Here is a 21995-nt window from a genome sequence, read left to right as displayed (position 1 = left end):
TTCTCAATCCTCCCCGACGGCGAGAACTCTTAAACCTTCATTATCCGCTTATTAAGGCTCAAAAATGCAAAACAATCTTTACTTCTAGAGAATGATGAAGAAGCGATCGCTGTAAGCCATCTATACCCCTATTGTACTAGAGCATCTGCCCGAAAAAGAGATTTGTACTCAATAACGCCAAATTTTTCAGTAACGGTAGCTTGTCTTACTGTTGCATTGGAATCTCAATCACAAACTCAGTTCCCTCTCCCAGAGTTGATTTGCAGCTTAACTGACCCTTGTGTTTGTCCACTACCACTTGATAGCTAATTGACAACCCCAACCCCGTACCACTTCCTACTGCCTTAGTGGTAAAAAATGGATCAAATATTTTCTGCTGCACCTGTGCAGTCATGCCATAACCGTTATCAGCAATCCGAATCTTCAACGTGTTTACTTGTCCTAGTTCAGTACGAATACAAATCTGAGGATTTTTCCTGGGAGAATCTTCTCCATAGTTGTAGTCCTCTAAAGCATCGATCGCATTACTTAAAATATTCATAAACACTTGGTTGAGTTGACCGGCATAGCAAATAACATTCGGCAATTGTGCGTATTCTTTAAAGACCTCAATTTCTGGGCGCTCGCTCTTTTCCTTGAGTCGGTGCTGCAAAATCATTAAGGTACTGTCGATGCCTTCATGAATATTTACAGGCTTCATTTCTGATTCATCTAGACGAGAGAAATTACGTAAACTCAGAATAATATTTCGGATACGGGAACTTCCCACCTTCATAGAGTCGAGCACCTTTGGAAGGTCTTCTGTCAGGAATTCTACATCTATTTCCTCACTTTTTTGCTCCACTATTGCTGAGAGATGGGGATATTGTTGCTGATAAATATTAATCAAATCTAGCAATTGTTGAACATAGTCACTTGCGTGAGTAATATTACCATGAATAAAATTGATGGGGTTATTAATTTCATGGGCAATTCCCGCCACCATTTGCCCTAATGAAGACATTTTCTCACTTTGAATTAATTGACTTTGGGTACTTTGTAATTCTTCTAGAGCTTCTTGCAGATGCTGATTTTTTTCGTTAAGTTCTGCTGTTCTTACTATCACCCTTTCCTCTAGTATATGACTGTATTCCTCCAATTGGTCATTCGCTTCAGCCAAATTATTGTAGAGAATGGCATTTTCTAAAGAAATTGCAGCTTGGATAGTTAAGAGCTTGAGAACTTCTAAGCGAGCGCTTGTAAATGCTCCTGTTGTTAAATTATTTTCTAGATAAATCAGCCCTAGCAATTTGCCTTGATTAAGCATTGGAATACATAATATGCTTTTTGGTTCCTCACGGTTAATATAACTATCTACTGTAAAATAAGCTTTTGCTTTAATATCATCAATTACTAATATTTCTTGAGTTCGTTTGACATAATTAATCAAAGAAATAGGAACACAATCGCTAGATTCTAAAGGAATAGATAAAAAATCTATGTGAGTATCTCTAAAAGTTGAACCAGAACTAATTGCAGCAACAGTTAAGTCTAAGTTATTAGCTTCACTCAATATCAGCACACATTTAGAAGCTCCTGCATTCTCCATAAGAACTTCCATTAAAGTAGAAATGAGTGCCTCTAGTTGAATCTCTCCAGACACTGCTTGAGAAGCTTTAATGACAGTTCCCAAATCTAACATATCTGAAATACTATTAGAGCCAATCACAGTTTCATTCGTCACCAGAGTAGATTTATTGCTAAGTGTAGATAAGTGTAGGCTCAGTTCAGATAGATTTTTTTCACTGTAAGAATAGCTAAGTTCTTCTTGCTGAATCATGGGGAGAAGTAATTGAGGATAGCGTTTTTGCAAGTCATAAACTTTGGCTAATGCTCCCCAGCGAACATAGCAATAGTAGGCATCAGTGAGGTATAATTGGGCGATTCTTTGTTTACCCCATTCGAGATAAAATTTAGCAGCTAATTCACAAGCAAGAGCTTCTTCGTTAATGTACTCATTTTCTTTGCTAAGGGAAATAGCATATTCATAATTATCTATCGCTTCAAGATATTGACCAAGAACTCGATGCCGTTCCGCCTCTACTAAATAAAATTTATGCAAGTGATTCATGGGAGCCTGATCTGCCCAAGTTTGCATTTTTTTCTGATTTTCTGTCACTCTATAAAGGACTTCTTTTTGTTCAACTTCCTTGAAATCAGAATATACTGATAGATGGGTCAATGAATCGTAGAAATAAAATTGAGCAGTCACAAACATACCTATAACAGCAGATAAGTACTTTTCTGCCATGACTGTGTTTTTAAGAGCTTGAGAGTAATCAGCCAGCAGATAAGATAGGTGAAGTTTGCAGAAATATAAGAAAAAAAGTGCCCCTCCATCTTTAGCTTTCAGATGAAGTGGTAGCATGTTATCCTCATCATAAACTTCACCAATTAAACTCTGCGGTTTTTCAACATCTCCTAGAAGATTCAAGATTGTCTGCCGAAATATTTCATTCCAATAAAATACTCTTTCTTGCTTTATTTGCTTAATAGTATTGCTATATATTTCTATATCTTGTTTAAGTTTTCTTAGTTCTTGTCCTGTAAAGTATGCATGTTGAGAGTAACCATAAAGAGCATAAGCTGCAAATTCCATATCTCCTACTTCAAGATTAGTAGTATAAGCCTCAAGTAAAGGTTTCAATGTTTCCTTTAAATGCTCTTTCCAATGTCTGACAAGATGATTAAATGTTTCCATAACCTTGCCGGTTATTTCTCTTGTTTGGAAATTAGGCAACAAACTATCAGCTAGTTTCCCAAATTTATATCCAGAATCAATGTCTCCTATTACTCCACACAACATTACTCCATACATCACATACGCAAAAGCAGACAAAGGAGAATTACCAAATTTGATTGATAAATTGATCTGTTTCAGAATAATAAAGACTAATAATTCCGGCGCAACTGTATAAGCAAGAGCAATTACACTAGATAGAATACGCATGATTATCAGTGGTTGCGCTTCTGTAATTTCCGGCAGTTCAATTAAGTCTTGAATGGATCTATTAGCCATTTTTGCAGATGTTGTCTTTATTGCTAACTGAATATCTGATTGGCTGGGATTTGTAGGAAACTCTACTCCCAAAGTTTTCAAAAAGGTTTTTGCAATATGGACAGCTTCTAGTTCTTTCCCTTGTGCACCATAAGACTGTATTTCAACTTCATAAGCTTTCACTCGATCTAGTGGAGTTTTCGCTTTTACTAACACAACCTGGACACATTTTTCTGTATATTCAAAGTCACCACTGAGATATGCCGCTTCTGCTGCTGTATTATACAAAGCTAAGGTGATATTATATTTAGTATCCCAACTATCATCTGCTAGTAGCTCAATTCCAGTAGTTAAATACTTAAGTGCCGAAGAATAAGCTGTTGATACTAAAGCTTTACGTCCAGCAATTAGACTCATTTCAGCTAACTCATTACGTTTAGCTTGATGGGTGATAAATTCAGCTGCAATATTGAAATGATTGACAAGTTCAAAAATATTTTCTTCCCGTTCAGCAACTGGAGTATTCTTCAAGAGAAGCAGCCCAATTTTTAAGTGCATTTGCTTGATTTGGTCTTTGGGAATTAGAGAATAAGCTGCTTGCTGAACTCTGTCATGTACGAATTTATATCTGGGTAGTTGGGAATTAGTCGTTGATAAATTTTCTGATTCTCTAGTTGAAAAGCTTAATAGTTGTCTATCATTTTCTGGCGCAAAATTATAACCATCTTTATGAGGGATAATCAATCCTTCAAGTAATGCTTGCCATAAGTCAGATGCAGTATCTATTACAGATTTTTCATTAACAAGTGACAATGTTTTTAAGTCAAACTCATTACCAATACAAGCAGATATTTTTAATACATTTTGTACATTTTGGGGCAACTTTTCTATTTGTATGCCCATAAAATCTACTACATCATCTGTAAGAGATAAAGTTTTAATTTTGGTAATATCGTACTTCCAATGACCAGCATCAAAATTTAATTCAATTAGTCCGTCATCGTATAATAGCTTGAGAAATTGAGATGCAAAGAAGGGGTTCCCTTTAGTTTTGAAAAACACCATTTGAGTCAGAGGCACAGCAATGAATTCTGGGCAACGCAGCGTATCAGCAATTAGATGATTTAAATCAATCTGACTTAAAGGTAAGAGTTTAATTGTATTAATTACTCCTCCTGTCTTAGCAATTTCTTGTAGTGTTAAATGTAGCGGATGTAGATTTGAAACTTCATTATCCCTATAGGCACTAATGATTAGTAAACTACCTTTATTTTCAGATATATTCTCTGCATCTTTAGCAAAGCGAGAAGAAGTTCCATCTATCAATAATTGAATAAACTTCAAGGAAGCCGTATCAGCCCATTGCAAATCATCTAAAAAGATGACCAGAGGATGATCTTTAGTAGAAAACACTTGGATAAATCTCTGGAACAATAAATTGAAGCGATTTTGAGCTGCGCTACCAGTAAGTTCAGCAGATACAGGTTGTTTGCCAATAATTATTTCAAGTTCAGGAATTACATTAATGATTACCTGAGATTGTGTACTCAATGCCGATAAGATTTTGGTTTTCCACTGTTGAATTTGGGCATCTGTTTCGGAGAGTATTTGCTCAATTAAATCCCGCAAAGCTTGTACCAATCCTGACAACGGGATATCACGTTGGAATTGGTCAAATTTTCCTTTGATGAAGTAACTACGCTGTTTAGCAATGGGTTTGTGGACTTCGTTCACCACAGCAGTTTTACCAATACCTGAGTAACCAGAGACTAAAATCATTTCCGTGTTTCCCTTTGTCACCCGGTCAAAAGTAGTGAGTAGAATTTCAATCTCTCTTTGACGACCATAAAGTTTTTCAGGAATGGCAAAATGATTTGAGATATCTCGACTTCCTAATTCAAAGACTGTAATATTTTGTTTCGCTTGCCATTGGTTTTGACATTTCTCCAAGTCATACCTGAGTCCATGAGCACTCTGATATCGGTCTTCGGCATTTTTTGCCATCAGCTTGCTGATAATATCAGATAAAATTGTGGGAATATTGGAGTTAATATAGCTGGCTTTTGGCGGTTCTTTGGCAATGTGAGAGTAGACTAACTCCATCGGTTCAGTGGTACTAAAGGGCAACTGGCCTGTCAGGAGTTCAAAGAAGGTGATACCCAAGGAATAAAAGTCGGTACGGTAGTCTATACCTCGATTCATGCGTCCTGTTTGTTCAGGGGAAATATAAGCTAGAGTTCCTTCTAAGACGTTGGGATTTGTGAGAAATTGAATTTCTTTTGGTAATAGAGTAGCAATACTAAAATCGATGATCCTAGTTTTACCTGTTATCGGATGAATTAAAATATTAGCAGGTTTAATATCTTTGTGAATGATGCGATGGTGATGTAGCTGTTCCAAAGTTGCACTAATTTCAATGGCAATATCAAAAAACTCACTCAAGGAAACAGAATTATTTCCTTTTTTCTGCTCTTCTTGCTGCCAGATATTAAGGGCAATACTGCCAAAATCTTCCATTACCATAATATATCTATTGTCGTATTTTTCTAGGCTAATTGGTTTGACTATGCCTAGGATATCAAGATTTTTGGTAATGGTGTATTGATTATGAAACTGATTAATTTCAGCAAAGCTAGGATCTTCATTACGCATCAATTTTAAAATAACTGATTGCTGATCTTTTTCTCTTATAGCTTGATAAACTAAGGTTTTTTTACCTGAATATAATTGCTTAACAAGGCGATAGCCAAGTATTAGGAATAGTTCGTTTGATTCTATTAACATTGCATCTAGTTATGATAATTTTCTTTCTCTGGTTTAGTATACCCAGAAGAGAGTTACTACTATCAGTGAGCAGGGCGATTTTGTGATGTGCTAAAAATTAAGTGTATTCATCACCAATTTACAGCAGATCGTAGGTATAGCAGATATTCATTTTGCTGTATGTACAGGTAGAGAATATACTTATAATGCTTCATGGTCTTAGCAAAATACATTTTACAAACTATACCGCGTATAACAAGGCAAGAATTTACGTAAGTTATACAAAATTACAAAAGCGATGTCTGCGACAAGACGTTCGCGTAGCGTCTCCGACAGGAGAAGCGTCTACGCACTTAGAACTTTAACTATTCAATTTTTAAGACTTCACTACTACCCATTGCGTCACAGCCGCCATTGCTCGCCAACCTAAAAATTTACCAATAGGTTCCGCCCGCTGAATGGCAATACGAGTTAAATTGCCACCAACTCGTTCATGCCATTGAAATAAAGTTTGCTCACCCTCTACCGTGACAACATTCGCTACTAAACGCCCACCCGGCCGCAATGCTTCCCAGCAAATATCAAAAAGTCCCGTTGCTGTCACCCCACCACCAATAAAAATAGCATCTGGTGCTGGCAAATCTTTCAGGGCATGGGGCGCTTTACCTTCAATGATTTGCAGATTTGGAGTACCAAGAGTGGCGGCGTTGTCAGCAATATACAGTAGTCTAGAGGAGTTTTGTTCGATCGCGATCGCTCGACATCGAGCATTACTCCGCATCCATTCAATTGAAATTGAGCCGCAACCCGCGCCAATATCCCACAATAATTCTCCCGGTGTGGGAGCCAAAGCTGTAAGGGTGATTGCCCTAACTTCACGCTTTGTTAATTGTCCATCGTGGTGGTAGGCGTTATCTGGTAATCCTGGTAATCTTGGTAATGGGATAACCCCAGCATCAGCAATACAATCAACTGCGATCGCATTCAACACTGCAACTTCAGTTTCACTCCAGGATGCAGCCGTACCTTCCACAATTGTTTCATGAGCGCCGCCCATACGCTCCAATACAGTGATTTTACTGCCACTATAGCCGCGATTTGTCAAAATTTGAGCAACGAGCGCTGGTGTATCTTTCCCCTCACTCAAAATCAACAGCCGCGCTCCCGGATAAATGTAAGACTGGAGTAGGGAGGATGGACGACCATTCAAACTCAAAGTTTCCACCTCAGTTAAAGACCATCCCACCCTAGCACAGGCGAGGCTGAAGGCTGAAGGTGCGGGGATAATCATCATTTCAGAGACAGGAATTCGCCGCATCAAGGTGACACCAATGCCATAACACATCGGATCGCCGCTTGCGAGTACGCAGATTGACTGACCCCGACGCTGAATGATTTCCTCTACTGAAGCACTAATGGGAGATGTCCAGACTAGTTTCTCACGTTGGTCATCTGTAGGGAGCATCGATAAATGGCGATCGCCTCCCACAATTACTTTCGCTCGAGCGAGTAAAGAAAGAGCGATCGCACTTAACCCCTGTAATCCATCTTCCCCAATGCCAACAATAGAAAGCCATTTCATGATTAATTACTTCATAACGTTGTTGGCAGGAACTTTTAACTCACAATTCCTAGATTGTTGTAGATTTCGATCAGATTGCCATCAGGATCGCGCAAATGAGCTGTGCGGATTCCCCAGCTTGGGCGATCTTGTGGTTGAGTCACAACGATCGCATTCTGAGCCTTTACTTGCTCATAGACTTCATCTACGTTATCAACTGCGAAAATCAAGACAATTTTATCTCGATTGACAACGTACGAAGGCTGTTCAATTCTTGGGACTACTTCAGCCATTAATTCTTTTTTGAACAAACCCAGCTTGAGATATCCGGTATTAAACTCAGCATATCCGCTATCTTCATCGCCCCAATCGACATCAAATTTCAGCAGATCCCGGTAGAACAGAAAAGAATCTTTGTAGTTGGAGACAAGCAGTCTCAGGTGTGTTAGCTGAAGCTTCATATCTGTTGGGTTAGTCTACTAACTGTGAATTCTAGGTTCTGGGTGCAAAGTAGCCAGCAACTGGCTTTCGACAATTGCTAATTCATCAAGCCGTTGCATGACAATTTCTTTGTCGAAATAAGTAGCAGCTAAAACCCAATATATACCGTAGTGACGCGCTTCGGATGCCATTAGCCCACGATAAAATTTTGCTAACTCTGGCTCTGGACAGTGAGCAGCTAATAGTCCCAAGCGTTCGTGAGAGCGAGCTTCGATTAAACCAGTGACTAGTAAGGAATCCAGAAATCGCTCAGGTTCTTTGGGGCGTACTTGAGCTTTTAAAAGAGCGCCGTATGGAGGCGGTGGTAGGGGAGCTAGGGGAATATTCCGGCGTTCTAACCATTGGTTAACTAGCTCAAAGTGTTCTAGTTCTTCGCGGGCGATCGCAGTTAACTCCCGAACCATTTTAGTATTAGAAGGGTAGCGAAACATCATATTCAAGGCCACGCCTGCTGCTTTGCGCTCACAGTGGGAGTGGTCGAGTAAGATAATGTCTAAATTAGCGATCGCTTGTTCAACCCAAGCAGAACTAGTGGGCTGTTTCAGGGCGTTGATAGTCGATAACTGAGTAAGCACAGAGTCACAAAACTCCAGAATTTAAATTTGACTGAGTATCGTAGCAAATTGATTTTAACGGAATATTGTTTGGACAAAGTTCAATAACTACTCGGCGGTGAAGGGTTTCGCTAAAAAGCCTTGGATACCAATACCCGTAGTTTCTAGTAATGCCTCAGCCCTAACTAATCCACTCATGGCACTAATTTGCACTTTTGGGTTGATGATTTGCAAGGTGCTGATGACTGTTTCCCCATCCATTAACGGCATCATTATATCTATCAGCACTAGCCTAATTTCATCTTTATACTCAGTGTACAGGGCAATGGCCTCAATCCCATTTTGGGCAGTCAATACCTTGTAGTTATAGATTTCCAGTGTGGTTTTGGCGATTTTACCACCATTGGGCATAGCATCACGAGCATTGACTACTAGGTTAATTAACACCTGATGCAGTTCAGTGCTGTCTCCAAAAACCATCTCGATATCTGGCGCTATGTCTGTTATGCAAATCCTCTACAATAATTGTGTCTGTTGTGATGTTTAGTAAGGCAGCTTCCATTATTATTTAGTGCAAAATGAAACCGGGGCAGAATTCGCCCTTGAGTTTCAGAATAAAATACATTAATGTATTGCGGCTGACTAATGGGCAAAGGAATGGAGTTCTGATTTGCGTCCACGAGTATCAAAGCCTCATTCACGAGTATCAAAGACTCATTCACGAGTATCAAAGCCTCATTAACGGAGTTCTGAGCTTCATTAATGAGTATCAAAGACTCATTAAACTATGTTGACGCCTACGTAACTTCTTTAGTTACAAATAGCATTAATAAAGTTACAATTTTTTATCCTTATTTACATAGATTATACAGTCTATCTGAACTACTTCAGTATTTTTTTGCCTTTACCTATCAAATTCACAGGTTAATCTTCCTGCTCTAGAATACGTTTCGCCTGTAAAAGTTGCTGCTTATGTTCCTCACTAACTGTTGGGTATTGCAGATTTAGTTCTTCTAATTTTGTGCAGATGATATTGGCAACGGTCAGGCGGGTAAACCATTTGCGATCGGCAGGAATAATATACCACGGCGCCCATTTAGTACTAGTATTATTAAAAACCTCTTCATAGGCATTCATATAATTATCCCAAAAAGCTCGTTCTCGGACATCATTATCTGAAAACTTCCAATTTTTTTCAGGAGAGTTAATCCGTGCTAAAAAGCGCTTTTTCTGCTCTGACTTAGAGACATTTAGAAAAAACTTCAAAATGATTACACCATTATCAACCAAATATTTTTCAAAGTTATTGATTTCTTCAAAACGCTGTTTCCATATCTTTTTTCCATTAGGGAAGTGAGGAAGTTGTTGTTTCTGAAGCATTTCTGGATGGACACGCACCACTAGCGCTTCTTCATAGTATGAACGGTTGAATATGCCAATTCTTCCTCTTTCTGGCAGAGCTTTCATTGAGCGCCACAAGTAGTCATGGTCTAATTCTTCCGCACTGGGGCCCTTAAAACTAAACACCTGAAACCCCTGCGGATTAACACCAGAAGTCACATGTTTAATAGTGCTGTCTTTGCCAGCAGCATCCATTGCTTGAAAAATAATTAACAGAGCATAGGTGTTTTGAGCATAGAGAATATTTTGGTAATTAGCTAGTCGTTCAATATCTACCTGTAATTTTGTTGCAGCATCAGTTTTCTGATGAAAATCAGTTTTATAAGCTGGGTCATAGTTTTTTTTCAGAGAAATCTTTGAACCTGGTGGAACAATGAAAGCATCATGATTCATGTATAAAATCTCCTAGCACCTAATTAATAGATAAGCATATTTTGAAGTGTTAATTCCTGAAAGTTAAGTTAAGTAGAGCGGCGTAAATAATTAAAAGTTTGTAGTGTACCCCTTCGGGGAAGCAAGCTACGTGTAGCGTCTGTCTGCGACACTCTGCGTGAACGTAGAGAGGACTATAGTCCTCAAATCAGGGCTAAAGCCCTCACTACGAACTAATCTCAAGATTTATTACATTACTTAATCTACTTCGATTTATTCTCACCTACTTACTTCCGTCGTTTTGGCATAGGACGCATTGCTTCACGACCCAAGATAAACATTCCTGTGACACCTAAACTGACAAACCAAATATATTGATACCAGTATTGCCGAATCTGCTCAACTGTACTGGTTTTTGGATGCAATGTATTTAAGTATAGCAGCAGCAGCAATATCATTAGTGCGCCAAAACCAACTAGGCTCAAGCCAACAAGAATTCGTGCAGGACGCAGTTCAAAATCACTAATAGTATTTAGGTCAATTTCTGCCAGTTCCTTAAAGGAGTCATCTGCCAAAGATGAGGTTGCTTGGAATCTATTGCTCAGTTTTGGTGGCAAAATCGGCGACAGTTTCGCTACAGTTGGGCGACGAAGCAAAGCCTCAGTATCTCGCAGCAGTTCCAACGGCTTACGGGTAGTAGTTGGTTGAGCAAACTCTATGTTGTCTGTAGGAGTTGAGGCATTAGTTTTGCTTTCAAAATCCATAGTATACTTCGCAAAAACCAGGATATACATAGCCTAGCGAATTAAAAGACAAATGCGTGAAAATAATTCGTAATTTGTAATTAATTGATTTATGGTAAAAAATATATTCTTTACTCAAAGTAAGTGAATTTGGGCGTTGGATAATTACAAATTACTCGTCCATCTCTTTTAATGTAGCTAATGCTGATGGAGATAAACGACTGAGATAGCGGAATATCCAGTATTTAAAGATAGTGTTTAAAATCACAGGAAATGTAGCAATAAATAAAAAGATTACATTTCTACTGGTTGGTAGACCTAAATGTTCTGCCAATCCCGCCAGAAGGACTTCCCACCCATCTGGTGAGTGAAATCCGACAAATATATCTGTAAACAGAATAATTAAAAAAGCCTTGGCACTATCGCTGAGACCAGAGACAATCGTATCCATAAAAGACTTAAGAATCATAATTTCTCTTTTGCTCATGGCGATAACTATACCAAAAGAAAAGAGTGATATTAAATCAGCTAAAGCATTACTAATACTACTATTACTTTTTCTGCTAAATTCTTCAGAGATTTCAATTGCTTTACTTTTGATTTTTTCTTGTGTTAACTCTGAAGAAAGTGGTGGTGCTTGATTAATAAAATATTCAAATCTCAGTTCTTCTTGAAAATTATGTAATTCATGGAGAGCTTCTTTTTCCATGTCAGAATTGATGAATATTTTAGTTGTATTATCTCCTCTAACTCTTTCTAGTATTGGAGTTACTAAAAATTCTTTAGATAAATATTGAGTTAAAAGCGGTACAATAATGATAACTATTAAAAATCGCAGGGCAATTATTGTTCTACCTTTAGAAATGCGATAATTTCTGACAAACTCTTCTTCTGTCTGCGGTGCAAAATCTACTTGAATTCTATTAATTCTTCTGCCAAGAGAACTCTTAGGCAGTCCAGTTTTTTGAGGAGCCTTAAGTTGAGGATCATTTATGTTAGATGAATTTAGCTGTTTTTTGATTTCCTTATTATTAATGTTTAAAGGCTGATAAGTTGACACTAATGGAGTATTGTTAATTAGTTCATCTTTGATAGCATACTTCTCTACTACTTCATCAATAACCTTCAATTTTTCTAATAAAACAGAATTAGAGATATTGACAATTCCCCGACTAAGCTGGAATTCCGCAAGCCTAATCTTAATAATAGTTAGGTTCTTATTAAGATATACTTGCCAATAAGACATGACATTTTCAGTATATTTTACTGATTGTAAAGATATTTTTTTCTGATCAAAATGTTCGTTCTCAATGTTTTTAATTCTCTGAGCTGCTTGGTAAGCTTCTAAAAGTGCCCTTTCTGGTGTATCTGAAAACCAACGGTTAAGCGATCGCAAATATTTTTGGAAATTTTGGCGGAGTAATTCTGCTGTTCTGGTAAGTGAGTTTTTCATTACATATATGACTTTTAGATAATGTGTATTATAGTTATATAATCATAAAAAATGGGTAATAACAGCTAAATAGTTAGTCCAATCGAGATTCAGGTAATATTCCCTAATGCGATGTCTACGACGGGCTACGCCTACGCTAGCAATTTTATATTACCTGTAAACTCAGATGGATCAGCATAAATTTACACTGGTTATTTATATTGCCAGTTTCTCGATTACACTGTCATAATTAATACCATTTGTTAGTATTTCTGCTCTATAGAAAAGCCTTGATTGTAACATTTCATAATCGAGGCAAATCTTCCACTATGCAAAGTCTATCACTGTTAAAGAGAATAGGAAGTAAAGATGTTGCTTTCTCATCTCCCTTATCCCTCTATTCACTACTCCCCACTCCCAAGTTTTAAATTATGAGTTTGAGTCTATGCATGATTGTGAAAAACGAAGCAGCAACACTGCCTAAATGCCTGAGCAGTGTGAGAAAAGTAGTGGATGAAATGATAGTCTTGGATACAGGCTCAATTGATCGCACTCCCAATATTGCCCAACAACTCGGTGCAAAAGTCCATCATTTTAAATGGTGTAATGATTTCAGTGCTGCCCGCAATGCAGCTCTAAAATATGTCACTGGTGATTGGATTTTGGTATTAGATGCTGATGAAACTCTGACTCCTGCAATTGTACCGCAGTTACGAGAGGCGATCGCTAGAGATGAATACCTGCTCATCAACCTCGTCCGCCAGGAAGTTGGTGCAGAACAATCCCCATATTCTCTGGTTTCCAGGCTATTTCGCAATCATCCAGACATTCGTTTTGACCGTCCTTACCATGCCTTGGTAGATGATAGTGTGTCAGAAATTTTAGCCAGAGAACCCCACTGGCAAGTAGGTTATTTACCAGGGGTGGCACTTGTACACACAGGATATCAAAAAAGTGCGATCGCTCAAAATAACAAATATGCCAAAGCCGCTACGGCGATGGAAGGGTTTCTCGCAACTCATCCTGATGACCCCTATGTTTGCAGTAAATTAGGGGCATTGTATGTACAAACTGGGAAAATTTCTCAAGGTATGGATTTACTAAGACGAGGAATCACGGTTGCTGAAGATAACTACGATATTTTATATGAACTCCACTATCATTTAGGAATAGCTTACAGTCGGTTGCAAAAATCCCCACAGGCGATTTCTCACTATCAAGCTGCCATCAAATTGCCAATTTATCCCATGCTTAAACTAGGAGCATACAACAACTTGGGTAACTTACTCAAAGCAGCAGGAGATTTCAACGGTGCGAAAACTGCTTATGCCACAGCTTTGAAAATTGACCCTACTTTTGTTTTTGGACATTATAATTTGGCGATGACATTTAAGGCTTTGGGTTTATTTACAGATGCGATCGTATATTATCAACATGCAATCACCTTAAATCCCAACTATGCCGAAGCATATCAAAATTTAGGGGTAGTGTTGCTGAAAATTGGCAATCATCAAGATAGTTTAGCAGCTTTTAAAAAAGCGATCGCCCTTCACGAAAGGTATAATCCCCAAGAGGCGAAGAGACTACGCCAAGGGTTGGAGGAGATGGAGTTGATGTAGGGCATTGGGCATGGAGGATAATAACAAATGACAAATGACAAATGACATTAGGATATTAGTATCAATATTTTAGAGGTTTCGATGAGCCAAACCATTGATGAACGGATACGTTGGACAAGTGCAGACTTAGAGTTATTGCCAGATAACGGTAATCGCTACGAAATTATTGATGGGGAATTGTTTGTGACTAGGGCACCGCATTGGGGACATCAAAAAGCTATAGCAAATATTTGTGGAGAATTAAGAACTTGGTCACTCTCAACAAGTCTTGGTGAGGCTGTCCCAACACCAGGAATTATTTTTAGTGATGCAGATAACGTTATTCCCGATGTGGTTTGGGTAAGTAAAGAACGCCTCGCCATTTTACTTGACCAAGAAGGACATTTAACGGGAGCGCCAGAACTGGTTGTAGAAGTACTTTCCCCTGGAGTCCAAAATGAGCGACGCGATCGCCAAATCAAGCTAAAATTATATGCTTCTAGAGGAGTTCAAGAATATTGGATTTTGAACTGGCAATTACAACAGGTTGAGGTGTATCGCCGAGAAAAAGCAGTTCTGAAATTAGTGGCAACATTATTCGCAACAGATGACCTCTCTTCACCTCTGTTACCAAATTTTGTTTGCACTGTAGCGTGGTTGTTTGTGTGAATACGCGGAACTTGAGCTTCAGAACACGGAATTTCAAGTTCAGAACACGAAACTTCAGCTTCAGAACACGAAATTTGAGCTTCGGAACATGAAATTTGAGCTTCAGAACACGAAACTTCAGCTTCAGAACACGAAACTTCAGCTTCGGAACACGAAACTTCAGCTTCGGAACTCGGAACTTCAGGTTTAAAAATGAACTCCACCCCTTCTGAGTCGAAAAGGTGGAGTTAAAAAGTTGGAGAGTTGGTAAATTCTCCTCACAAATGACAAATACTTCGGCTTACCTCGGCTTCTCTACGAGACGCTACGCGAACGCTCGGCACAAGTCGCTCAGTACAAGTGACAACTGACTAAATACGCGACTTAACAAATTTCTCTAATCTATCCATTCCCTTTTCAATAGTCGCCATATCTGTGGCGTAGGAAAGGCGAATGTTGTCATCAGCGCCAAAAGCAATTCCGGGAATGACTGCAACTTGATGTTCTTCCAGTAAAGCGTCACAAAATTCTAGAGATTTTAGACCGGTTTTGCTGATATCAGGGAACAGATAAAAAGCGCCATCTGGTTTTGCGGTACTCAATCCGGGAATGGCGTTGAGTCTGTCTAGCATTACCTGTCGGCGTTTGGCGAAGGCTTGGCGCATTTCTTCGACACAATCTTGAGGACTTTGTAGTGCCGCGATCGCACCATATTGGGCAAAGGTACACACGTTAGATGTACTATGCCCTTGGATGGTACTCGCTGCTTTAATGATTTCCACGGGCCCCGCTAAATAACCGATACGCCACCCAGTCATGGAATAAGCCTTCGCAAACCCATTACTAATCAAAGTGCGGTCAAAAATTTCCTTCCCTAGAGAACCGATGCTGATATGTTCTGCACCGTCGTAGAGAATTTTTTCGTAAATCTCATCAGAGACAACAAAGATATCTGCATCAACTACTACCTGCGCCAGTGCTTTGATTTCATCTGGCGTGTAAACCATCCCTGTGGGATTAGATGGGGAGTTGAGGATAAATAACTTCGTCTTCGGCGTGATTGCTTTACGGAGTTGTTCGGGAGTAATTTTATAACCCGTCGTTGCATCTGTAGGGACAATTACTGGAACCCCGCCGACCAAAGTCACCATTTCGGGATAACTTAGCCAGTAGGGTGCAGGGATAATTACCTCATCACCTGCATCGATCAATGCCACGATTAAGTTGTACAGAGAATGCTTTCCGCCATTGGTGACAATCACATTCTCTGACTTGTAATCAAGACTGTTGTCAATTTTAAGCTTGTGGGCGATCGCTTCCCTTAACTTTGGTTCTCCGGCTGCTGCACCATACTTGGTTTTGCCTTCATCCAAAGCTTTTACTGCTGCGGCTTTAATATGCGCCGGGGTATCAAAATCTGGTTCTCCAGCGCTAAAACTACAAACATCTATTCCTTCCACCTTCAGTGCCTTAGCCTTGGCTGCGATCGCTAAGGTTAATGAAGGTGTTACCTGACTTACTCTTGCTGCCAGCTTCATTCTTACTATTTTTGGCAAATCTTTCACTTATCTAAGGATATCCCAGAATCCCTACCAAGATTTGCTTTTTCTGAATTCATTGGGGATTGGGGATCGGGAACTGGGGAATGAGGAGATGAGGAAACCTCTTGCAAAAGTCCCTAACACCCCTCCCCAAAGCATCGGGGAGGGGAGCGTTTACGTCAGCAAATGCGGGGTGCGGTTCTTTATTTTTGATTTATGCAAGAGGTCTAGGGAGCAGGGGAGAGTAACTAATGACTAATGACTCTGCGAAGCAGTTTGATTATTGACTCTTAAGAATGTATCGTATATAACTTTATTTTTAGTGGAAACTAACTGTTTTTATGCAGATTAAGAAACTTTTAATTGCATCTTCTCTACTAATTACTGGTATTTTTATACCTAATGCTGCCATTGCTCAAAATCGCGGTACTCCGGGTAAATTTGATTTTTATGTACTGACACTCTCTTGGTCGCCAGATTATTGTGCAAAAAATGGTACCAGTGACCCACAGCAGTGCGGTTCTGGAAGGAAACTTGGTTTTGTACTACATGGTTTGTGGCCGCAGTACCAAACTGGTTATCCTGCTAATTGTTCCACACAAAAGTTACCGTCGGAAGTAAAACGACGGTTTCCTAATTTGTTTCCTAGCGCGAAACTTCCCGATCATGAATGGGAAAAACATGGTACTTGTTCGGGGAAAACTCCTGCGGAATACTTGGCATTGAGTAAAAAGTTAAAAGATGCGATCGCTATTCCCGCAGCTTATAATCGCCCTAATCAACCCGTGCGTACCACAATTACAAATTTTAAAAATTCATTTGTGAGTGCGAATAATCAAATTACTGCTGATGGTGTAGCACCTTTTTGTTCTGGTTCAGGAAGATTTTTACAAGAAGTCTTCTTTTGTTATTCCAAAAACGGTGAACCTGGTATTTGTAGCGCCGAAATTTTGAAGCGATCGCAAAAAAGTTGTGGTCAGCCTGATTTCTTATTGAGAAACGTTAGATAGTAATGGGGCATTGGGCATTGGGCATGGGGCATTGGGCATTGGGGAAATAATTGTTATAACTGCTAACTCCTACCTCCCCAGTCCCCATTACCCCTTATCCCCAGAGGGGGCCCCACCTTCCCCAATCCCTAAGCTATCGTCACATCTGGCGACAAGTAAACATCCTGAATGGTGTGAAACAGTTTTACACCTTCCTCAAAGGGACGTTGGAAGGTCTTTCGCCCAGAAATTAATCCTGAACCACCAGCGCGTTTGTTGATTACGGCGGTGCGTATTGCTTCGGCGAAATCATTTTTACCAGTCGCGCCACCAGAATTAATCAACCCCACACGCCCAGAATAGCAATTTAGTACTTGGTAACGAGTTAAATCAATTGGGTGATCAGTTGTTAATTCCGTGTAAACGCGCTCATCAGTTTTGCCGTAACTCTTACCAGTGGCTTTAGCAACTCCTCCGTAACCATTGTTATTTTCGGGTAACTTTTGTTTAATAATGTCGGCTTCAATGGTTACACCCAAATGATTCGCCTGTCCGGTGAGGTCAGCCGCAACGTGGTAATCTTTATCTTGTTTAAAAGCGTTATTCCGCAGATAACACCAGAGAATTGTCACTAAACCGAGTTCATGGGCGCGTTTAAAAGCTTTGCTGATTTCTTGGATTTGTCTGGTAGACTGCTCTGAACCAAAGTAAATTGTCGCACCTACCGCCGCGGCCCCTAAATTCCAAGCTTGTTCGACATCAGCAAACAATACCTGGTCAAATTGATTAGGGAAAGTCAGCAATTCGTTGTGATTGATTTTGGCAATAAAGGGAATTTTGTGGGCATATTTGCGCGAAACTATACCTAACGTTCCCAAAGTGGTAGCAACAGCATTGCAACCTGCGGCGATCGCTAATTTGATAAGATTTTCTGGATCGAAGTAAATCGGGTTGGGCGCAAAAGACGCGCCAGCTGAGTGTTCAATCCCTTGGTCTACCGGTAAAATCGAGAGATAACCTGTGTTTGCCAGACGACCAGTAGAATAAAGTAACTGGAGATTACGCAATACTTGAGGATTGCGATCGCTGTTAAGCCAGATTCGATCTACAAAGTCAGGGCCCGGCAAATGTATTAAATCACGAGAAACTTTTGCTTTGTGGGTAAGTAGGTCTTCTGCCTCTTTACCTAGCAATGACTCAATAGAATTAGCCTCTTTTAGCGTTGTAGTCATAGTATTATCCTCAAAGTTTGAGCAAATGACCTTGCCTTTAAGATAGCATTTCTAATATTGCTAACTTGGTTGTACAGAGATTAGTGATATGTCTTCTTTCTGAAGATATAGCAATCTTATTGTATAAGTGAAAATCAAAAGGCTCAGATTCCCTACTAACTTTTAAGAAGTCGGGAATCTTGTTGTGAATGATTAAGTAGGGCTATACTACCGGAAGTATTCAATCAACTTTCGGAATTAATAGACCTCTTGCAAAAATCCTTGAATCACCCCTCCCCAACCCTCCCCTTGTCAAGGGGAGGGGGCAAGATTTCAAGTTTCCCCCCAATATATCGGGGGGATAAAGGGGGGTTTATTCAACTTATGCAAGAGGTCTAATGTTTTCAACTCAGTTATCAACTTCAAACAGTACAATCATACTATATTGGGATCGTAGCTGAAAATTGAAAATCCATCTTCCCCCAATTGTGGTAATAATTTTGAACAGAATAAATACAATTTTATGAGTAAGTTTCAAATCGATATCGACTTCAGCAATATAGATTTAGCTTCCCTTGAGACAGAAGAAGATTTTCAACGAGAGGCAAAAATGTTACTCCCAAAGGCACTGGTCAAACTAGGTGAAAGTGTGGGTGAAAAGACTTGGGAAGAATTACAGCAAAAGCTGCAAGGAACTGGAGGTAAACTCAAATCTTCACCCAGCGAGAAACGTAGGTTTATTCAAGAAACTGGAAGAACTTATCAACGAAATGCTAGTAACAGAGAAAAACAAGAACTAGAAGACTATATAGTAGAGCAATTACGTCAGCACAAATAGTATTTGTCAGAAGTTAACTTATTAGACATGATTTAAATAAACCAGCGGCGAATCAACTCCACCTGGAAGCTATAGCCGTCGTCAACTTCCTCAATTAACTCACGTTGCAACAGCAATTTGAGAGTAATATCAGCATTAGGAAACTGTTGCAATAAAGTTTGGCGGCTAACTATAGACCCTTCCCCTTGAGCGGCGATAAAACGTAGAATAGCTTGTCCAGTAGCGTCTACTTGATTGTTTTGAATATCAGCAAAGAAAAAACCACCACTTTGCAAAGCTTCTGGTATCGCGGTTTCCACATCCGCGAAAGTTGCCAATCGCCGGATAGAAGGGTCTTGTTCATTCTTAAGGACAATAATTTCCGCGCAGAGTAGTTGTACTAAGAACGGGTGACAACGGGTGAGTTTTAGCACTCGCTCAACAGCGTTGGGTTCATAGCGGAGGGTAAAATCTTTGACGGGACGTTCAATTAATTGTCGTGCTTCCGCTTCTTTGAGGTAGGAGATATGCACTACTTGGACATTAATGAGATAACTAGCCCAGCGCTGATATTCTTCGATAGTATGAGAGCCAGCCAGTAACACCTTGAAGCGGGGACGGTGTTGGATGAGGTGACGCAGCATACCCAAAACATCTTGTTCATCAAAGCGACCTTTGGATATGGCGTTGTCTAGCACCTCGAATTCATCTAGCGCTAGTAAGGCGGTATTTTGTTCTAGAGCCTGTTCTACTTTATCTAGCCATTCATCGAAATAGGTGAAGGGGTCAGATTTTAGCACTTCGCGGGCTAGGGACGGTAAAGTTAAACCTTGCTTTTTTGCTGACTTCTCCATCTCTCTAGCCAGGTTGTAGAGAAAACCTGCATGGTCACTGGCTGATGAAGGTGCGCCTTGCAAATCTACAAACATCGGGATGATGGAATTGGGTAGTAATTTTCCGATGTTGTTGAGGAGGGAAGTTTTACCCATGCGTCGCTGACCATATAGTAGCAGAGGTGGGCGACGGCGATCTAAAAGTAGTTGCTCAATGCGTAAGCCGATGTCATCACGCCCCGTGAAAATTTCTTGCTCTAATGTGAGGGGTACGCCGATGATGTAAGGTGAGTCAATCTCTTGACTTAGTTCAGTAATCTTAGCCAGTTCTTCTGTTTTGTTGTTTATTATTTCAAGCCATCTTTTTGCAAAGGGATAAAAGAACGAAGCGTATTTGTTGTTACTGTGATTAAAGTTTTCTAATTGTTGATCTAAACGCTCTGCTACAGCATTGAGAACTAGACGTTGGTTGTAATTACTTTTTTGTTCTAATGCTGCGTCTACATCCTGACTGATGCGAGTAAAGATGCGTAGGACAGAATCAATTGAGTTCCCTAATTCATTAAGTTCTATGGTGCGATAAAGCTGACGTATAACTTCTACATCACCACATTTTCTTAGACTCAGTGCATTTTTGCAAATTTGAACAACCCACTTTTGGGGACTTTCATTGAGATAATCAATGGCAGCTTCATCCTCGCTTGGGTTATGTTCTATGACTAAAAGTAAGTATTTATCTAAGTTATATAAAGGTATGCGTTGAAATTGATCCCAAAAGGCTGAATGATAGCGTAATGAACTTGAATACTCATCGGTACTTCTCTCAATTTGTTGAGAAGGCAAAGGTAATATGGACTCTAGAAATGTTTCATTGTTGTGCCTTTGATTAATTCGATAAGGAAATATATTAGACAATCTTAAAAAAATAGAAGGCTGGTTGATGCGGTTTTTTTCTAACCGATAAAGTGCTAAATTCCATAATTGGAGTGATGGGTATAAAACTATTGGTCGCCATAAGTTGATAGTGATACCTAGAAAGAACAGCACAGTAAAAGTAACACCATACGCAACGCCTAACCCTACACCATGTACCAGACCACTAGCTACACCAAAGCCTAGACCTCCTGGTATAACGAAGAACAAGCCTACTGCCATCAGTCCATTAAAATATTCATCATCAATTTTTTCTGTCACGCCTAACACCACGCCAAACGCCACGCCTAACGCCACGCCTGACGCCACGCCTAACGCCACGCCTGACACCACGCCTGACGCCACGCCAAACGCCACGCCAAACGCCACGCCAAACGCCACGCCAAACGCCACGCCAAACGCCACGCCAAACGCCACGCCAAACGCCACGCCAAACGCCACGCCTGACGCCACGCCGCCAAACGCCACGCCAAACGCCACGCCAAACGCCACGCCAAACGCCACGCCAAACGCCACGCCAAACGCCACGCCTGACGCCACGCCGCCAAACGCCACGCCAAACGCCACGCCAAACGCCACGCCAAACGCCACGCCAAACGCCACGCCAAACGCCACGCCAAACGCCACGCCTAACGCCACGCCAAACGCCACGCCAAACGCCACGCCTAACGCCACGCCTAACACCACGCCTAACGCCACGCTTAACGCTATACAACATCCTAAGCTTGAGGCCACAATAGACAAAATATTTGGTAATGGCTGACCTAATGCCCAAAATATTAAACCAAGGATAAAATTAGCCCAGAGAGGTACAATTAAATACCCTTGTAGCACTGGCTGCCATACAGATGGTTTGTTTAAGTCTGCTAAAGAATTAATCTCATCTCTAATATGTTCTCTGTAGTGATCCCAAGCTACAGGACGAAAAAATAGCCAAAACAATAGTTGCAAACCACCTACGATCAAATTTGAGTGTGGTTTAGGTGCATAGGTGTAGATTTCAGCGTAATTAGTGGGTGGGTTTTGAGAAGGCATAATTTGCCTGCTTAGGTTAATAGTAG

At 40.1% G+C, this 21995-nt stretch carries 15 protein-coding genes; 4 read left to right on the top strand and 11 right to left on the bottom strand.

What is annotated here, in order from left to right; all coding sequences use genetic code 11:
* Positions 1 to 205: 205 nt before the first annotated feature.
* From V7L12_RS07985 to V7L12_RS07950, 8 genes are all read right to left on the bottom strand, one after another.
* Positions 206 to 5821 (bottom strand): ATP-binding sensor histidine kinase, encoded by a 5616-nt coding sequence (locus tag V7L12_RS07985; RefSeq protein ID WP_335083659.1) that lies wholly within the window; start codon positions 5819 to 5821, stop codon positions 206 to 208.
* A gap of 355 nt (positions 5822 to 6176) precedes the next feature.
* Positions 6177 to 7382, bottom strand: a complete 1206-nt coding sequence (gene cbiE / locus V7L12_RS07980) for a precorrin-6y C5,15-methyltransferase (decarboxylating) subunit CbiE (protein WP_335083657.1) — start codon at positions 7380 to 7382, stop codon at positions 6177 to 6179.
* Between the two features lie 35 nt (positions 7383 to 7417).
* On the bottom strand, positions 7418 to 7822 hold the full coding sequence (locus V7L12_RS07975) for a VOC family protein (RefSeq protein ID WP_334818742.1): 405 nt from the start codon (positions 7820 to 7822) through the stop codon (positions 7418 to 7420).
* 18 nt (positions 7823 to 7840) lie between these two features.
* Positions 7841 to 8437, bottom strand: coding sequence for a tRNA-(ms[2]io[6]A)-hydroxylase (locus V7L12_RS07970; protein WP_335083655.1), 597 nt, complete (start codon positions 8435 to 8437; stop codon positions 7841 to 7843).
* An 87-nt stretch (positions 8438 to 8524) separates the two neighbouring features.
* Positions 8525 to 8896 carry a response regulator gene (locus V7L12_RS07965; RefSeq protein WP_335083653.1) on the bottom strand — a complete coding sequence of 124 codons (372 nt, stop codon included), beginning with the start codon at positions 8894 to 8896 and terminating at the stop codon, positions 8525 to 8527.
* Positions 8897 to 9340: 444 nt separating this feature from the next.
* A complete protein-coding gene (locus V7L12_RS07960) occupies positions 9341 to 10210 on the bottom strand; it encodes a polyphosphate kinase 2 family protein (RefSeq protein WP_335083651.1) in 870 nt (289 codons plus the stop codon).
* 266 nt (positions 10211 to 10476) lie between these two features.
* Complete coding sequence (locus V7L12_RS07955) at positions 10477 to 10953, bottom strand: hypothetical protein (RefSeq protein WP_335083649.1); 477 nt, start codon at positions 10951 to 10953, stop codon at positions 10477 to 10479.
* Positions 10954 to 11104: 151 nt separating this feature from the next.
* Positions 11105 to 12385 (bottom strand): proton extrusion protein PcxA, encoded by a 1281-nt coding sequence (locus V7L12_RS07950; protein WP_335083647.1) that lies wholly within the window; start codon positions 12383 to 12385, stop codon positions 11105 to 11107.
* Positions 12386 to 12813: 428 nt separating this feature from the next.
* Here V7L12_RS07950 and V7L12_RS07945 point away from each other — a divergent pair, with 428 nt between their 5' ends.
* Together V7L12_RS07945 and V7L12_RS07940 are read left to right on the top strand one after the other, a co-directional pair.
* Positions 12814 to 13983, top strand: coding sequence for a tetratricopeptide repeat protein (locus V7L12_RS07945; protein ID WP_335083645.1), 1170 nt, complete (start codon positions 12814 to 12816; stop codon positions 13981 to 13983).
* An 81-nt stretch (positions 13984 to 14064) separates the two neighbouring features.
* Entirely contained in the window at positions 14065 to 14631 is a 567-nt protein-coding gene (locus V7L12_RS07940) for a Uma2 family endonuclease (protein WP_335083643.1), read from the top strand.
* Between the two features lie 350 nt (positions 14632 to 14981).
* Here the strand turns inward: V7L12_RS07940 and V7L12_RS07935 are convergent, their stop codons facing one another.
* Positions 14982 to 16148 (bottom strand): pyridoxal phosphate-dependent aminotransferase, encoded by a 1167-nt coding sequence (locus tag V7L12_RS07935; RefSeq protein WP_335083641.1) that lies wholly within the window; start codon positions 16146 to 16148, stop codon positions 14982 to 14984.
* Positions 16149 to 16492: 344 nt separating this feature from the next.
* Here V7L12_RS07935 and V7L12_RS07930 point away from each other — a divergent pair, with 344 nt between their 5' ends.
* Positions 16493 to 17161 carry a ribonuclease T2 family protein gene (locus V7L12_RS07930; RefSeq protein ID WP_335083639.1) on the top strand — a complete coding sequence of 223 codons (669 nt, stop codon included), beginning with the start codon at positions 16493 to 16495 and terminating at the stop codon, positions 17159 to 17161.
* 128 nt (positions 17162 to 17289) lie between these two features.
* Here V7L12_RS07930 and V7L12_RS07925 read toward each other — a convergent pair whose 3' ends face one another.
* Positions 17290 to 18372 (bottom strand): class I fructose-bisphosphate aldolase, encoded by a 1083-nt coding sequence (locus tag V7L12_RS07925; protein WP_335083637.1) that lies wholly within the window; start codon positions 18370 to 18372, stop codon positions 17290 to 17292.
* 502 nt (positions 18373 to 18874) lie between these two features.
* On the opposite strand from V7L12_RS07925, the gene V7L12_RS07920 reads away from it, so the two are divergent.
* Positions 18875 to 19189, top strand: coding sequence for a hypothetical protein (locus tag V7L12_RS07920; protein ID WP_322691125.1), 315 nt, complete (start codon positions 18875 to 18877; stop codon positions 19187 to 19189).
* A 32-nt stretch (positions 19190 to 19221) separates the two neighbouring features.
* Here the strand turns inward: V7L12_RS07920 and V7L12_RS07915 are convergent, their stop codons facing one another.
* The gene (locus V7L12_RS07915) at positions 19222 to 21969 is read right to left on the bottom strand and encodes an AAA family ATPase (RefSeq protein WP_335083634.1); all 2748 of its coding nucleotides are present in this window, start codon (positions 21967 to 21969) and stop codon (positions 19222 to 19224) included.
* Between the last annotated feature and the right edge of the window lie 26 nt (positions 21970 to 21995).

Origin of the sequence: Nostoc sp. (genome assembly GCF_036918245.1) — a bacterium.
Classification (GTDB): Bacteria; Cyanobacteriota; Cyanobacteriia; order Cyanobacteriales; family Nostocaceae; genus Nostoc.
The sequence above is the reverse complement of the archived record's forward strand: the minus strand, read 5'-3'. Positions and strand labels throughout refer to the sequence as shown.

Excerpts from the sequence above, each read along its gene's own strand:
- V7L12_RS07985 (WP_335083659.1), bottom strand. The coding sequence starts at position 5,821 with ATGTTAATAGAATCAAACGAACTATTCCTAATACTTGGCTATCGCCTT.
- cbiE (WP_335083657.1), bottom strand. The coding sequence starts at position 7,382 with ATGAAATGGCTTTCTATTGTTGGCATTGGGGAAGATGGATTACAGGGG.
- V7L12_RS07975 (WP_334818742.1), bottom strand. The coding sequence starts at position 7,822 with ATGAAGCTTCAGCTAACACACCTGAGACTGCTTGTCTCCAACTACAAA.
- V7L12_RS07965 (WP_335083653.1), bottom strand. The coding sequence starts at position 8,896 with ATGGTTTTTGGAGACAGCACTGAACTGCATCAGGTGTTAATTAACCTA.
- V7L12_RS07960 (WP_335083651.1), bottom strand. The coding sequence starts at position 10,210 with ATGAATCATGATGCTTTCATTGTTCCACCAGGTTCAAAGATTTCTCTG.
- V7L12_RS07955 (WP_335083649.1), bottom strand. The coding sequence starts at position 10,953 with ATGGATTTTGAAAGCAAAACTAATGCCTCAACTCCTACAGACAACATA.
- V7L12_RS07950 (WP_335083647.1), bottom strand. The coding sequence starts at position 12,385 with ATGAAAAACTCACTTACCAGAACAGCAGAATTACTCCGCCAAAATTTC.
- V7L12_RS07945 (WP_335083645.1), top strand. The coding sequence starts at position 12,814 with ATGATTGTGAAAAACGAAGCAGCAACACTGCCTAAATGCCTGAGCAGT.
- V7L12_RS07940 (WP_335083643.1), top strand. The coding sequence starts at position 14,065 with ATGAGCCAAACCATTGATGAACGGATACGTTGGACAAGTGCAGACTTA.
- V7L12_RS07935 (WP_335083641.1), bottom strand. The coding sequence starts at position 16,148 with ATGAAGCTGGCAGCAAGAGTAAGTCAGGTAACACCTTCATTAACCTTA.
- V7L12_RS07930 (WP_335083639.1), top strand. The coding sequence starts at position 16,493 with ATGCAGATTAAGAAACTTTTAATTGCATCTTCTCTACTAATTACTGGT.
- V7L12_RS07925 (WP_335083637.1), bottom strand. The coding sequence starts at position 18,372 with ATGACTACAACGCTAAAAGAGGCTAATTCTATTGAGTCATTGCTAGGT.
- V7L12_RS07920 (WP_322691125.1), top strand. The coding sequence starts at position 18,875 with ATGAGTAAGTTTCAAATCGATATCGACTTCAGCAATATAGATTTAGCT.
- V7L12_RS07915 (WP_335083634.1), bottom strand. The coding sequence starts at position 21,969 with ATGCCTTCTCAAAACCCACCCACTAATTACGCTGAAATCTACACCTAT.